At 71.5% G+C, this 12,825-nt stretch carries 14 protein-coding genes and 1 tRNA gene; 7 read left to right on the forward strand and 8 right to left on the reverse strand.

Annotated elements, in window-relative coordinates; genetic code table 11:
* Positions 1-135 precede the first annotated feature (135 nt).
* Entirely contained in the window at positions 136-588 is a 453-nt protein-coding gene (locus ACWGO0_RS08905; protein WP_453530249.1) for a subtilase-type protease inhibitor, read from the reverse strand.
* A gap of 386 nt (positions 589-974) precedes the next feature.
* Between ACWGO0_RS08905 and ACWGO0_RS08910 the strand changes: the two genes are divergently transcribed.
* Both ACWGO0_RS08910 and ACWGO0_RS08915 read left to right on the forward strand, forming a co-directional pair.
* A tRNA-Met gene (locus tag ACWGO0_RS08910) sits at positions 975-1,048 on the forward strand.
* Between the two features lie 150 nt (positions 1,049-1,198).
* Positions 1,199-2,062, forward strand: a complete 864-nt coding sequence (locus tag ACWGO0_RS08915) for an NAD(P)H-binding protein (RefSeq protein WP_453530252.1) — start codon at positions 1,199-1,201, stop codon at positions 2,060-2,062.
* Positions 2,063-2,137: 75 nt separating this feature from the next.
* Here the strand turns inward: ACWGO0_RS08915 and ACWGO0_RS08920 are convergent, their stop codons facing one another.
* A complete protein-coding gene (locus tag ACWGO0_RS08920) occupies positions 2,138-3,091 on the reverse strand; it encodes an AraC family transcriptional regulator (RefSeq protein WP_453530255.1) in 954 nt (317 codons plus the stop codon).
* Positions 3,092-3,204: 113 nt separating this feature from the next.
* Between ACWGO0_RS08920 and ACWGO0_RS08925 the strand changes: the two genes are divergently transcribed.
* Positions 3,205-4,062: an NAD(P)H-binding protein gene (locus tag ACWGO0_RS08925; RefSeq protein WP_453530257.1), complete on the forward strand. Its 858-nt coding sequence runs from the start codon at positions 3,205-3,207 to the stop codon at positions 4,060-4,062.
* An 11-nt stretch (positions 4,063-4,073) separates the two neighbouring features.
* Here ACWGO0_RS08925 and ACWGO0_RS08930 read toward each other — a convergent pair whose 3' ends face one another.
* Positions 4,074-5,225 carry a flavin-containing monooxygenase gene (locus ACWGO0_RS08930; RefSeq protein WP_453530260.1) on the reverse strand — a complete coding sequence of 384 codons (1,152 nt, stop codon included), beginning with the start codon at positions 5,223-5,225 and terminating at the stop codon, positions 4,074-4,076.
* A gap of 174 nt (positions 5,226-5,399) precedes the next feature.
* Between ACWGO0_RS08930 and ACWGO0_RS08935 the strand changes: the two genes are divergently transcribed.
* Positions 5,400-5,852, forward strand: coding sequence for a DoxX family protein (locus tag ACWGO0_RS08935; RefSeq protein ID WP_453530703.1), 453 nt, complete (start codon positions 5,400-5,402; stop codon positions 5,850-5,852).
* Positions 5,849-6,265, forward strand: coding sequence for a Zn-ribbon domain-containing OB-fold protein (locus tag ACWGO0_RS08940; protein WP_453530263.1), 417 nt, complete (start codon positions 5,849-5,851; stop codon positions 6,263-6,265). The genes ACWGO0_RS08935 and ACWGO0_RS08940 overlap by 4 nt, the downstream gene beginning before the upstream one ends.
* 25 nt (positions 6,266-6,290) lie before the next feature.
* Here the strand turns inward: ACWGO0_RS08940 and ACWGO0_RS08945 are convergent, their stop codons facing one another.
* The 4 genes from ACWGO0_RS08945 to ACWGO0_RS08960 form a co-directional block, all read right to left on the reverse strand.
* Entirely contained in the window at positions 6,291-7,382 is a 1,092-nt protein-coding gene (locus ACWGO0_RS08945) for a barstar family protein (protein WP_453530266.1), read from the reverse strand.
* Positions 7,383-7,434: 52 nt separating this feature from the next.
* The gene (locus tag ACWGO0_RS08950; protein WP_453530269.1) at positions 7,435-7,839 is read right to left on the reverse strand and encodes a hypothetical protein; all 405 of its coding nucleotides are present in this window, start codon (positions 7,837-7,839) and stop codon (positions 7,435-7,437) included.
* Positions 7,840-7,946: 107 nt separating this feature from the next.
* Positions 7,947-8,612: a pyridoxine/pyridoxamine 5'-phosphate oxidase gene (locus ACWGO0_RS08955; RefSeq protein ID WP_453530272.1), complete on the reverse strand. Its 666-nt coding sequence runs from the start codon at positions 8,610-8,612 to the stop codon at positions 7,947-7,949.
* A gap of 37 nt (positions 8,613-8,649) precedes the next feature.
* Entirely contained in the window at positions 8,650-9,831 is a 1,182-nt protein-coding gene (locus tag ACWGO0_RS08960; RefSeq protein WP_453530275.1) for a thiolase C-terminal domain-containing protein, read from the reverse strand.
* A gap of 162 nt (positions 9,832-9,993) precedes the next feature.
* Here ACWGO0_RS08960 and ACWGO0_RS08965 point away from each other — a divergent pair, with 162 nt between their 5' ends.
* Together ACWGO0_RS08965 and ACWGO0_RS08970 are read left to right on the forward strand one after the other, a co-directional pair.
* Positions 9,994-11,208, forward strand: a complete 1,215-nt coding sequence (locus ACWGO0_RS08965) for an acyl-CoA dehydrogenase family protein (protein WP_453530278.1) — start codon at positions 9,994-9,996, stop codon at positions 11,206-11,208.
* Entirely contained in the window at positions 11,208-11,717 is a 510-nt protein-coding gene (locus ACWGO0_RS08970) for a nitroreductase family deazaflavin-dependent oxidoreductase (RefSeq protein ID WP_453530281.1), read from the forward strand. The genes ACWGO0_RS08965 and ACWGO0_RS08970 overlap by 1 nt, the downstream gene beginning before the upstream one ends.
* 169 nt (positions 11,718-11,886) lie before the next feature.
* Here ACWGO0_RS08970 and ACWGO0_RS08975 read toward each other — a convergent pair whose 3' ends face one another.
* A complete protein-coding gene (locus tag ACWGO0_RS08975) occupies positions 11,887-12,534 on the reverse strand; it encodes a TetR family transcriptional regulator (RefSeq protein ID WP_328905225.1) in 648 nt (215 codons plus the stop codon).
* Positions 12,535-12,825 lie beyond the last annotated feature (291 nt).

The following is a 12,825-nucleotide window of genomic DNA, read 5'->3' on the forward strand; positions in this document are numbered from 1 at the left end:
TTGTGTGGTGTGTTTTTGTGGGGGGGCGGTGGTTGGTGTGGGGGGGTTGCCCCGGGGGGGGCGGGCGGCGCGGGCGCGGCGCGCGGGGGGCCCCCCCCCCCCCCGCGACGCGCGACCGTATCCGCGCGGGCTCGATCAGAAGGCGAAGACCGCGCCCTCGGCCAGGCTTCCCTGCATCTCGCACGGGTTGCCGAAGGTGGTCGACCAGGAAACGTTCCGTCCCTGCCAGGCACCGCTGGCGGTGATCACGACGGGGTCCCACTGGCGCGTACAGGTCCGCTGTGACGACGACGTCGTCAGCTGGGTGAACTCGCCCTCGACGGAGCGCAGTTCCGCGCACGCGGCCGCGGGTGAGGGGTGGGTGCCATCGGGGCGGGGCGCGCAGCTCAAGGTCACGGCTCGCTCGACGGTGGCCGTGGCGGCCGTATCGCCCTTGCTGACCGTCAGTACGAGCGCCGACGGGGCGTGGAGGCCGGCCGGCTGGGCGGGCTGGGCCTGTGCGATGCCCATGGCCATGGGCATCGCGCCGGTCACGACAAGTGCGGTTCCCGTGAGGGCTATGCCGATTTTGGCGAGCATGTAACGCATCTGTGAAACTCCTTCGCTTGGGGGGGCGATTGCGGTCGGGAGTCTTGCCCATGCGGACAGTGAGCGCATGTCGATCAGCTCATTCCGGCCCGGCCTCCTCGTCCCGGATCTACCGAATGGTCGTTTGGGCAGCTCGCGGCGGGTGCGGACGCCTCCCCGGGGGTGTCCATCATGTGGACAATTTGCGGTGGTACAACCGCGAACTATCCCCTGACCTGCGCGTATTTCAGGCTGGTTCACTCAGCGAACGGACTGCTTCGGCCGGAAAATGTCGCTGGACAGGCGATCGGTGGGGCGCTGCGACCGGCCGTGCGACGGATTGCCCGCACTTCGCGAGGGCCGTGGTCCTGGAGCCGCTGCGGCTGGCGTACTGTGATGTCTACCGACGCGGGGTGGAGCAGCTCGGTAGCTCGCTGGGCTCATAACCCAGAGGTCGCAGGTTCAAATCCTGTCCCCGCTACTGCACGAAGAGGCCCGGATCCAAGCACTGGATCCGGGCCTCTTCTGTTAAGGGCGTACAGGTGCCGGTTCCCGTACCGCCGGACGTCCGGACATCCATCCCGGTTTCTGGGACATGGCGCCGGGTGGCCTGCCGGGACAGAGTTTCGGTATGACCCAGATGGCAAGCACACACGAATCCGTAGTGGTGATCGGCGGCACCGGCAAGACCGGGCGCCGCGTCGTGGCCCGGCTCCGCGACCAGGGAATCGAGACGCGGTCGGCCTCCCGGTCCGGGGATACCCGGTTCGACTGGGCGGACCGGGCCACGTGGGGGCCCGCCCTCGCCGGTGCGACGGCCGCCTACATCGTTCCGTACGACCCCTCGCCCGCCGCGGCGCCCGCCCTGGTGGCGGAGGCGGTGGCGAGCGGGGTACGGCGGCTCGTCCTTCTCTCCGCCCGGGGCGTGGACATCCCCGGATACTTCGGGGCGTCCTACGACGGCAGCGGGCCGCACACGGAGGCGGAGACCGCGGTACGGGACTCGGGCGTCGAGTGGACGATTCTGCGCCCCGGCTGGTTCGCCCAGAACTTCAGCGAGGGCGTCTTCCTGGACGGCGTGAACGCGGGTGAACTCGCGCTGCCCACCGCGGACGGCGCCGCCGCGTTCGTCGACGCCGAGGACATCGCGGCGGTGGCAGTCGCCGCGCTCACGGAGGACGGCCACCAGGGCCAGGTGTACGAACTGTCCGGCCCTCGGGCCCTCACCATCGATGAGGTGCTCGCCGAGATCGCGAAGGTGACCGGGAACAGGGCCACCTATGTCCCGACGAGCGAGGACGAATTCCGGTCGGCCCTGGTCGCCCAGGGCGTGCCCGAGGAGGAGGCGGAACTCTGGATCGCCGGCCTGGAGCCCGTCCGGACGGGCCGTGAGGCGGCGCCGGCCGACGGCGTCCGGCGCGCACTCGGCCGCGAACCCCGCGACTTCACCGACTTCGTACGGGACGCGGCGGCGGGGGGCGCTTGGCGGGGGTGAGCGGGGGTGAGCGGGGGGTGGCTGGGCGCCCACTCAGCACCCCCACCAAGCACCCCCACTCAGCACCCGCACTACTCAGCCCGCCGGGGCCTCGTGCTCCCGGCGGGCTTCGGGCACGGACCGGCGGTACGCGCTCGGGCTCTCGCCCCGTAGCCGCTTGAACGCCGCGCTGAACCCGAACGCGTCCGCGTACCCCACGCGCCGCGCCACGGACGCCACCGTCAGCTCGGGGCGTGTCAGCAGGTCGGCGGCGAGCGTCATCCGCCACTCCGTCAGATACGCCACCGGTCCCTCCCCGACCAGCTCCGTGAACCGCTTCGCCAGGGTCGTGCGCGACACCCCGGCCCGGCTCGCCAGCTCCGCCGTCGTCCACGGGTGCGCCGGGTCCTCGTGCATCGCACGCAACGCGGGCCCCGCCACCTCGTCGCCGAGCGCCCGGTACCACTTGGGCGGGTCCGCCTCCGGCCGGTCGAACCAGTCGCGCAGCGTGCACACCAGCAGCCAGTCGAGCAGCCGGTCGAGCACGATCTGCCGGCCCGGCCGCGCCGCGGTGATCTGCGCCTCCAGGTAGTCCCGCATCGGCGCGCAGTCGCCGTCGTCCGGTACGACGAGCGCCGGCGGCAGAACGCGGAGCAGCCGTTGCGGGGCTTCGGCCTGTACGTCGTAGGCGGCGGCCAGCAGCACGGTGGGGCCGGTGATCTCATCGGCGGCAACCGGCCCGCCGCCGGTACCCGTGGACCAGCGCACGTCCCGTACCCCCGAGGCCCCCGCCCCGTCCCCCGTGCCCCGCTCCGGGTCATCGGTGAAAACGAACGGCGCCGGCCCCCGTACGATCGCGGCCTCACCGAGCCCCAACCGCTGCGGAGCACCGCCCTCCGGGACGATCCACCCGGCGCCGCGCATCGGCACGCACAGGGTCAGATACGCCCCGTCCGTGAACCGCAGCGACCACGGCGGCCACAGCACCGAACGGCCGAACACCGCTCCCTTGCCCCGCACTCCGTGCAACAGCTCATCGAACACGTCCATGGCACAACGATAGGCAGACGCGGGCGGACGCCCCGGCTGGAGCGGACGATCGCCTATGTCCCGCGGACGGACAGCCATGGTCGCGGACCCCGCCGCCGCGATGGAATCGCCTCATGACAACAACGGAGCGAGCACACGACATCCTCGTCCTCGGCGCCACCGGCAAGACCGGCCGCCGGGTCGTCCGGCACCTGCGCGACAGCGGTACGGCCCGGGTCCGGGCGGCTTCGCGCTCCGGTGAGGTGACCTTCGACTGGACGGTCCCTTCGACCTGGGAGCCCGCGCTGAGCGGCGCCTCGGCCGTCTACCTGGTGGCGCCCGAGGACCCGGCCCTCGTGAAGGAGTTCGTCACGCAGGCGGTGAGCGCGGGCGTGCGCCGTTTCGTGGCGCTCTCCGGGCACGGCGTCGAGGCGGCATCCGGAGAGGACTTCGGGCAGGACTTCGGGCAGGGCATGCTGGCGGGTGAGGCGGCGGTACGGGAGTCCGGCGCCGAGTGGACGATCCTCAGGTCGAGCAACTTCTTCCAGAACTTCGACGAGGACCTTTGGCACGCGCCGCTGAAGGCGGGCCGCCTTGCCCTGCCGATCGGTGCCGTGCCCGAGCCGTTCGTCGACGTCGACGACGTGGCCGAGGTCGCGGCGGCCGTCCTCACCCGCGACGGTCACGCGGGCCGGACCTATGAACTGACGGGCCCCCGCGGGCTGAGCTTCGCCGAGGCCACGGAGACGATCGCCCGGGCGGCGGGACGCCCGATCCGTTACGAGGAGCTGACCCCGGAGGCGTACCGCACCGAACTCCTGGGCCAGGGCTGGCCGGAGGCCATGGCGGACCTCCTGGGCGGGATGTTCGCCCTGCACCGGGCGGGTCATTCGGCGGCACTGGGCGACGGAGTCCAGCAGGTCCTGGGCCGCGAACCGGCGGACCTGGCCGTGTGGGCGCGACGCGTCGCGGCGACAGGGACCTGGTCGTAACCCACTAGAATTCAGGCGCTGTTCGCCAGCCGCTTGGCGATCTTCCCGGCATCCAGGGCCATTTCACGGAACATGCCGCTGATCGGGTTGGTGAACCCGGTGAAGTACAGCCCCGGCGCGTCCTTCGGCGTACGTCCCCCATGCACCACCGGACGTCCCCGCGCGTCCAGGACGCCGAGGTGGCCGACCAAGCCCTCCAGGGCCCGCAGGTACCCGGTCGCGGCGATCACAGCGTCCGGGGTGATCCGGGTCCCGTCGGCCAGGACCACCGTGTCCCCGTCGAAGGACTCCACGGTCGCCACCGGCACCACCCGGCCCGTCCTCACCGCATCGATCAGGCCCACGTCCTGGACCGGGATCGCACCGTCCTTGACCCGGGAGTACAGGCCGGTGGCGGGGCGGGGCAGCCCCTGGGCGGAGAGGTCAGGGACGGCGAGCTTCGCCATGACCCCGCCCAGCCGGTCCACGAGCCGCACCGGCAGCCGGCGCACGAGAATGCCGGTCGCCTGGGCGGGCCAGCCCGCCGTTGAGCGCCGCACGATGTGCGGAACGGTGCGTACCGCGATACGTACCCGGGAAGCGCCGCCCTCCACCAGGTCGACGGCGATCTCGGCCCCCGTATTGCCGATGCCGACCACGAGGACGTCCTTGCCCGCGTACGGGGCGGGGGTGCGGTACTCCGAGGCGTGCACCAGCTCACCGGTGAACGTGTCGCGCCCGGACCAGTCCGGAACGCGCGGGGTGTGGTTGTAGCCCGTGGCCACGACGACGGCCCGCCCGGTCAGCACCCGGCCGCCGCTCGCGGTCAGCTGCCAGCCGGTGCCGTCGGCGGCCCGGTCGACGCGGGAGACCTCGACGCCGGTGACCACTTCGAGTTCGTGGTGCTCGGCGTACTTCTCCAGATAGCGCACCACGTCCGCACGGGCGACCCAGCGCCCGAATCTTCGGGGCATCGCCAGGCCGGGCAGCGCGGACCAGCGCCGGGTGGTGTGCAGGCGCAGCCGGTCGTAGTGGCGCCGCCAGGAGGCCCCGACGCTCTCGGACTTCTCCAGCACGACGGCCCGTACACCCTGCTCCCGCAGGGCGGCGGCGACGGCGAGACCGCCTGGGCCACCGCCTATGACGTAGACGGGCCGACGGTCGGTAAGTGCGCTTTCGGACATGATTATGGAGCGTAATCGCGTGCTCACTTGATTGGTCTCGGTCAAGGCCGGAATCGGTTGCGAATTGATCACGGGGTCACCTCTTGCGCGGGGCGCCCCGGATCAGGTGAACTGACGTACCGTCAGATTCCCGGTCGTGACCGGCCGTGACCGGAAGGAGCGCCGATGCAGCCGATGCAATCGATCGTGCTCGGTGGAGCCGAGTGGCTCGCCGTCCTGCGCATAGGGCTCGGCCTGTGGTGGCTGGAGAGCTGGCGCCACAAGGACAAGAAGGGCTGGTTCGAGCGCGGCACGGGCATCGCCTGGGCGGCGGACGTCGCCGGAAAGCACCGCTGGGCGGTGGTCCGCACGGGCTTCGAGCGCGTGGTCGCACCCCGCCCGAAGGTCATGGCGTACGTCGTCGTGTACGCCGAACTCGCCCTGGGTCTGGGGCTGATCGCCGGGTTCCTCACCCCCGTAGCCCTGGTCGCCGGGCTCCTCCTCAACCTCCTCTATCTGGTGCTGATGGTCCACGACTGGGCCGAGCAGGGGCAGAACGCGATGATGGCGCTGATCTCGCTCGTCGCGCTGTTCGCCATGTCCTGGCAGACCTGGTCGCTCGACGCCGCGATCGGCCTGTTCCTGTGACGGCGGAGGCGGTGCGCTTCGACCTCCCTGAACCGGACGCCTTCACCCGCCCCTACTGGGACGCCGCTGCGGAAGGCCACCTGCTGCTGCGCCGCTGCGGCGCCTGCGCCCGGGCCCACCACTACCCCCGGGAGTTCTGCCCCCGCTGCTGGAGCGAGGACGTCACCTGGGAACGCGCGAGCGGCCACGCCACGCTCTACACCTGGTCGGTCGTCCACCGGAACGACCTGCCACCGTTCGGCTCACGGGTCCCGTACGTCGCAGCCGTGGTCGACCTTGCCGAGGGCCCGCGGATGATGACGGAGATCGTGGACTGCGAGGAACAGGCCCTGGCGATCGGCATGCGTCTCCAGGTCGCGTTCCGGAGGGAAGGGGGCGGGGAGGCGGTCCCTGTCTTCCGCCCCCGGCTCTGATCGATGCCCGGCGGCGGACCGTGGATCACGCCAGGGTGACGCGCATGCCGCCCTCGGCCAGGAGATCGAGGATCACACCGAACAGGTCGTAGGGCCGGCCATCCGGTGACAGTGCCCGGGACAAGTGCTCGCGTGCGGTCGCGGCGTCCCGCCAGAGCAGAGTTGCGGGGGCGGTGTAGCCGAAGGTGCCACCCAGGCAGTCGTAGAGGGCGCCAAGACTGCCGCCGAAGTAGCCACCCGGCCCGTTCACCGCCTCGCCGAGCGCCAGGTAGAGGCCCGGTTCGTCGGTGACATGCCGACCGTCGAGTTCGTAGGCGTGACCGGCCGGGCGGTCACCGGGGGCGCGGTAGGCAGCTCGCTCCCGGACGAGATCGTGCCAGGCCCAGCGGTGCCGGGTATCAAGGCCGGCCCAGGCGGCCGCCGTGTCGGGCGGCCCGACGAGCCACCGCTCCCAGACGGGCCGGGCGTGTTCGGGAACGGGTGTGAAGAGCCCTTCGAGCTCCAGGTCGATCAGATCCGTCCCGTACGAGGACGGGCGCCAAGCACTGACTCTGGCCCAGAGCAGGCGTTCGGTGAGCGGCTCACCTCGATCGTCTCGAATCTCCAGGGCGGCCTGCTCCAGGTCCAGCGCCCGCCGGGTGCCCTTCGCCAGTGCTGCCCGCAGCTGATCACCCTCGGCGAGCCCCCGCAGGACGAGCGGGGGCGTCGGCCGTTTGTGCGGCAGGACACGGGCGAATTCCCGGCAGGAGCCCAGCCATCGGTGCCCGTCATGCACGCGAACGCGGCCCCTGTGTCCCTCGGGCGGACCTTCGTAGTCGTCCAGGCCGGTGAGCACGAGACTGTCTGCCCCAAGGGGCTGCCCCGGACTCTCCGCGTCCTCCAGCAACCAGGGGTCGAGTGCCTCGTCGTCCGGCACCAGCCAGAGTCGGTGACCGACCCAGCCGCCCACCTCTGCTTGTGGAACCCAGCCGAACAGCTCGTAGGTCCCGCGTCGGGGTTCTCCGAACAGCCCTTCCGCCTCGGCACAGACGCCCCAGGCATGCCCGTGCTCCGTCTCGGTCAGCGTGTACCGCGTTCGCCCGCGATGGTCCTCGTCCTCGTGCACGCTGGGAATCATGCCGGGACCAGGTTCCAACGGCGAAGTCATTTTCCCCGTAGCTACGTGGGTCTCACTCGTCCTGCACGAACTGCGCCAGCACCAGTGCGTGCAGCAGCTCCGCATCCACGAACTCCCCCTGCTCCGGCGCCCCGCACCGCCAGCTCAGCGGATACGTGTTGCCGTCGGCCGCCGGAATCCCCACGTACTGGTCCCGGACGGTGGGCCCGAAGCACTTGGCCCCTGGCGGCCAGTCGTACTCCTTGCTCGATCCGGGCGGGATCAGGAAGTACGTCCACCTCCCGCCCGCGATCTCCCGCACGACCGGCCCGGGTTCGCCGTCGGTGACCGTACCGAGGTGATGCAGCACCGCCTCGCCCCGTACGCCGCGCAGCCGGATGGCGTCGAAGTAGATCCCGGTCAGATGGAGTTGGAGCCCGGCGGCGGGTACCCAATCGGGGAGTTCATTGCTCGTCATGCCTACGAGGATTCCGGTGGTTGCGTAGCGTGACCAGGAGGACACGGTCTACATCGGACCTTCGTGTCCGGCGCGTTCAGCGACTGATTTCGCAGGTCCGCCCGGGCTTACGGCCAGAGCAGCTCCCTCACCCATGACCCGCCGTCCAGGCGGTAGCGCAGTCGTACGTGCTGCCGCCGCGCGTCGCCCTGGAAGAACTCGACCTCCTCCGGCTCGACGACGTACCGCGTCCAGCTCTTCACGTCCGCGTCGGGTTCGGTCTGCGCGCGCTCCCAGGCGGTCTCGGAGGCCCGCACCAGCTCGTCCCGCGTGTCCAGGATCTCGCTCTGCCGCCCCACCAGCGCCGAGGCCAGCGCACCGGTCGAGCGGGCATGCAGATCGGCCAGGCTCTCCGCCGGGCTCGCGACGGTGACCGTTCCCCGTACCCGTACCTGCCGCCCCTGAGCCGGCCAGTAGAAGCCCAGCGCGGCATACGGGCGGGCGGCGAGCTGGTGGCCCTTCGCGCTGGTGGCGTGCGAGGCGAAGTGCCAGCCGCGCTCGTCCGCGTCGTGCAGCATCAGCGTCCGCACGTCGGGGCGGCCCTCGCCGTCGACGGTGGCGAGCGACATGGTGTGCGGCTCCGGCTGCCGCGCGGCCACGGCCTCGGCGAACCAGGCGTGGAAGAGGGCGACGGGTGCGGCGGGCGCGGTGGCCGGGTCGAAGGCCGGGAGGTCGATGTCCCACACGCGCTGGGCGTGGAGCAGGTCCAGGAAGGTGCTGTGCGAATCGGGCATGGGCCCATTCCATCGCAAAGGGCCCGGCGCTTCCCTCTCACCCCCGCCCCAGCACCACCGTCCCCGATGAGCAGAACCAGCCACCCGTGCCCGAGGCCACGGCCAGCTCCGGGAGTCGGCCGCCGGGGCGGTGCACCTGGCGTTCGCCCGCCTCGCCGCGCAGTTGGCGTACCGCCTCCACCAGCAGGAACAGGCCCCGCATGCCCGGGTGGCAGGCCGAAAGGCCGCCGCCATCCGTGTTGACCGGGAGCTCGCCCGTCAGGCCCGTCCGGCCCTTCTCCATGAACGGGCCGCCCTCGCCCTTCGCGCAGAAACCCAGGTCCTCCAGCGTCACCAGCGTCATATAGGTGAACGCGTCGTAGATCTCGGCGAGGTCGATGTCGGCGGGACGCACCCCGGCCCGTTCGAAGGCCAGGCGGCCCGAGACCGCCGCGGGGGAGACCGTGAAGTCCTCCCACTCGGACATCGTGGAGTGCGATACGTACTCGCCGGTGCCCAGGATCCAGACGGGGTCCTTCGCCGTGTCCGGTACGTACTCCTCGGCGGCCAGCAGCACCGCGCATCCGCCGTCGCTGCGGATGCAGCAGTGCAGCTTGGTGAACGGGTCCGCGATCATCGGGCCCGACAGGACCTCGTCCACCGTGATCGGGTCCCGGAACATCGCGTCCGGGTTGGCCGCCGCGTTCGCCCGCGCCTGGACTGCGACCTCGGCGAGCTGTTCCGGTGTCGTGCCGTACTCGTGCATGTGGCGGCGTGCGGCCATCGCGTACTTGGCGATCAGTGAGTGCCCGTACGGCACTTCGAACTGGAGCGGGCCGCGTGCCCCGAACGACAGGTTGGACGTGCGGCGGCCCGCCCTGATGTCGGCGCGGGCGGTGGAGCCGTAGACGAGGAGTACGACGTTGGCGCGACCGGCGGCGATGGCGTCCGCCGCGTGGGCCGCCATGACCTCCCAGGTCGCGCCGCCGACCGCCGTGGAGTCCACCCAGGTGGGGTGGAGACCGAGGTATTCGGCGACCTCGACGGGCGCGAGCATGCCGAGCCCCGCGGAGGCGAAACCGTCGATGACGGACCGGTCCAGGCCCGAGTCGGCGAGCGCCCGGCGGGCGGCCTGGGCGTGCAGGGCGTACGGGGTGGCCTCGTCGACGCGTCCGCAGTCCGCGAGCGATATGCCGACTGCGGCGACCCGGCGCGGGGCGGGGGAGGGTGAGGAAGGCATGAATCTGATGGTACGTCAGATAGTGCCGGCGGCAAGGGGTGTGCGTCACGGGAGGGGGTGCGCGGCTCTGGGTTTCTGGGGGGTTCCCACCTAGCATGACGGGCCGTCAGGTCAGGGCGCTGGTTCCTGATCGAGGGGAAGTCGAGGGGAAGGAGCCCGACGATGGACGCCGCCTTCACCGCGGAACAGGACGAGATCCGCCGTACGTTGCGTGAGCTGCGGACCAAACGCAGCGGACAGGACGAGGCCGGGGCCGACGCAGGGGCCGTCGACGGGTACGACGCGGCCCTGTGGCGGCAGCTCGCCCGCGACCTAGGGCTGCCGGGGCTCGCGATCCCCGAGGCGTACGGAGGTGCCGGGCGCGGGACCGCCGGGCTCGTCCTGGCCTGCGAGGAGACCGGCCGGGCCCTGCTGCCCTCACCGCTGCTCGCCACCGCCGCACTCGCCGCCCCGCTGATCACCGCACTCGGCACCGAGGCCCAGCGCGCCGCCCTGCTGCCCGGCATCGTGGCGGGGGAGCTGACCGCCGCCCTCGCCGTCCCGGGCGCCGGCCTCTCCACCGCCCTCGGCCTGACCGGCGACGAGAGTGAAGAGAGTGGTGGCAGCGGTGGCTGGGCGGGTGGCGGCCGGGCCGGTGGCGTACAGGCCAGGCCGGCCGGTGGCGGGCAGGGCTGGCGGCTGTACGGCGAGGCGGCACAGGTGCTCGACGGCCACAGCGCGGGACTGCTCGTGGTCGCCGCCCACATGGGCGGCTTCCCGCGCAGCCGTACGCTCCTCTTCCTCGTGCGTACGGACACGGCGGCCGGACTCGTCCGCACGAGGCAGACCTCGATGGACGGGACACGGCCGGTCGGGCGTATCGAACTCCGCGACACCGAGGCCGAACTCCTTGGCGTGGACAGTGCCATTGAGGCAGCGGCGGCCCTGGTCGCGACCGGGCGCACGGCCGCCGCCGTGCTGGCGGCGGAGGCAGCGGGCGTGGCGGCGAGCGCACTGGACCGTACCGTCGCGTATGTGAGGAGCCGGGAGCAGTTCGGCCGGGCGGTCGGCTCCTCCCAGGCGGCGAAGCACCGTCTCGCGGACGCGTACGTACGGGTGCAGGGGGCCCGCTCGGCGGCGTACTACGCGGCCTGGGACCCGGCGGGCGCGGGTCTGGCGCTGGCCCAGGCGCTGGAGGCACTGCGGGTCACCGCCGCCGAGGCCGTCCAGTTGCACGGCGGCATCGGGTTCACGTGGGAGCACGAGGCGCACCTCTACTTCAAGCGGGCCACGGCCGACGAGCTGCTCTTCGGGCCCGTACACCGGCTGCGCGACCGTGCGGCACAGCAGGCCGGGCTGTTCCTGACCGGTACCGCCGGGGCAGAGGTGGCCGTCTGATGGCGCCCGGAGTCCGGCTGGTCCAGAAGGTCTCGTCGACCCGCGCCTTCGCGCGGATCGCCCCGCACGTCATCCCGGTCATGGACCGCGCGGTGCACCGGCTCAGCCGGGGCAGGGTGATGCTCAGCTCGCAGATGCTGCCGGGGCTGGTTCTCACCGTGCGCGGTGCGAAGAGCGGGCAGCTCAGGACGGTCCCGCTGGCCTGCATGCCGCAGAAGGGTCCGCCGGAGAGTTGGATCCTGGTCGGCAGCAACTTCGGGCGGACCGGGCATCCGGCCTGGACCGCCAACCTGCTCGGCAGCCCGGACGAGGCCGTCGTCAGCTGGAAGGGCCGGGACGTGCCGGTGCGCGCGCGGCTGCTCCGGGGCGCGGAGCGGGCCGAGGTGTGGGAGGAGGCGCTGAGGTTCTGGCCGCCGTACGCGACGTACCAGGCGAGGATCGAGCGGGAGATCCGGCTGTTCCGGCTGGAACGGCGGGAGCAGGGGGAGCAGGGGGAGCAGGGGGACTGAGGGTCAGGGCGCATGGCGGCCGGGGCCGCGGGCGCCGACGGCGGACCACAGGGTGGTCCGCCGTCGGTGAGACAGGACGTGGGTGCCCGGGTTGCGGCTGAGCGCCCAGCGTGCGGGGGAGCCGGCGCCGCGACTGATTGGCCTGGTCGGCCTGTTCGGCCTGCTTCGCCTACCTCGTCGGCTTCTTGCCGGTGATGCCCAGGTGCACCAACAGGGCGAGATTTGGCTTGAGTTCGGCCTGCTTGACGCCCCAGGTGGTGAAGCCCTTCTGGTGCGAGGCGACCGCGGCCAGCATCGCGACGAGGGAGCCCGCCATCGCCGCAGGGCTGACGTCCTTGTCGACCTTGCCCTTGGCCTGAAGCTCCTTCACCGATTCCGTAAGGGAGTTGGTGACCGAGTTCAGGATCTTCATGCGGATCTTGTAGAACCGCTTGTCGCCTTCGGCCGCGCCGAGGTCGACCACCCGGAGAATGGCGTCGTGACGGCGCCAGAAGTCGAGGAATCCCTCGACCAGTTCCTCGGAGGTCTGCCAGCCGGCCTTGCCGACCCAGGAGCGGCCGGCGACCAATTGGGTCAGTCCGGCGCCTTCCTTGGCCATTTCCTCGGCGATTTCGAGGACAGCGCCCTCGACGTCGGGAAAGTACTGGTAGAAGGTCGCGGGTGAAGTCCCCGCCTTCCGGGCGACGTCGATGACTTTGACGTCCCGGTACGGCGAGGAGCTGAGCATCTCGCTGAGGCAGTCGAGCAGCTTCTGCCGCGTCGCCTGACCGCGTCGACCGGCCACGCGGCCGTCGACGGTACGTACTTGTCCTGTCATGCCGTCAGCTTACCGAGGGGTGATCGGAGCGCGATTCGGCCGACTGCAAATGGGGAACGCCGCAGGACCGGCGGGGTGTGTGGTGGGTTTTCGGCCACGGCGGCGACGGGGGGCGCCGCCCCGTTGTGCACGGGGGATAAGTGTTATCAACAGCCTGTGGACAACTTCGGTGGACAACTTTGTCCACGCCGGGCGCCGGGCCGTCACGATTGGGGCGAATGTTCTATATGGGTGCGCCGGGGCGCGCTGCGACGCGCCCGACGTTACGTTGACTGTGACGGGCGTCACTGC

The organism is Streptomyces sp. NPDC055749 (assembly GCF_053617235.1).

What these genes read in the sequence shown, in the direction of transcription:
- ACWGO0_RS08905 (WP_453530249.1), bottom strand. Translation starts at nt 588, where the DNA reads ATGCGTTACATGCTCGCCAAAATCGGCATAGCCCTCACGGGAACCGCA.
- ACWGO0_RS08915 (WP_453530252.1), top strand. Translation starts at nt 1,199, where the DNA reads ATGACCCAGATGGCAAGCACACACGAATCCGTAGTGGTGATCGGCGGC.
- ACWGO0_RS08920 (WP_453530255.1), bottom strand. Translation starts at nt 3,091, where the DNA reads ATGGACGTGTTCGATGAGCTGTTGCACGGAGTGCGGGGCAAGGGAGCG.
- ACWGO0_RS08925 (WP_453530257.1), top strand. Translation starts at nt 3,205, where the DNA reads ATGACAACAACGGAGCGAGCACACGACATCCTCGTCCTCGGCGCCACC.
- ACWGO0_RS08930 (WP_453530260.1), bottom strand. Translation starts at nt 5,225, where the DNA reads ATGTCCGAAAGCGCACTTACCGACCGTCGGCCCGTCTACGTCATAGGC.
- ACWGO0_RS08935 (WP_453530703.1), top strand. Translation starts at nt 5,400, where the DNA reads ATGCAATCGATCGTGCTCGGTGGAGCCGAGTGGCTCGCCGTCCTGCGC.
- ACWGO0_RS08945 (WP_453530266.1), bottom strand. Translation starts at nt 7,382, where the DNA reads ATGATTCCCAGCGTGCACGAGGACGAGGACCATCGCGGGCGAACGCGG.
- ACWGO0_RS08950 (WP_453530269.1), bottom strand. Translation starts at nt 7,839, where the DNA reads ATGACGAGCAATGAACTCCCCGATTGGGTACCCGCCGCCGGGCTCCAA.
- ACWGO0_RS08955 (WP_453530272.1), bottom strand. Translation starts at nt 8,612, where the DNA reads ATGCCCGATTCGCACAGCACCTTCCTGGACCTGCTCCACGCCCAGCGC.
- ACWGO0_RS08960 (WP_453530275.1), bottom strand. Translation starts at nt 9,831, where the DNA reads ATGCCTTCCTCACCCTCCCCCGCCCCGCGCCGGGTCGCCGCAGTCGGC.
- ACWGO0_RS08965 (WP_453530278.1), top strand. Translation starts at nt 9,994, where the DNA reads ATGGACGCCGCCTTCACCGCGGAACAGGACGAGATCCGCCGTACGTTG.
- ACWGO0_RS08970 (WP_453530281.1), top strand. Translation starts at nt 11,208, where the DNA reads ATGGCGCCCGGAGTCCGGCTGGTCCAGAAGGTCTCGTCGACCCGCGCC.
- ACWGO0_RS08975 (WP_328905225.1), bottom strand. Translation starts at nt 12,534, where the DNA reads ATGACAGGACAAGTACGTACCGTCGACGGCCGCGTGGCCGGTCGACGC.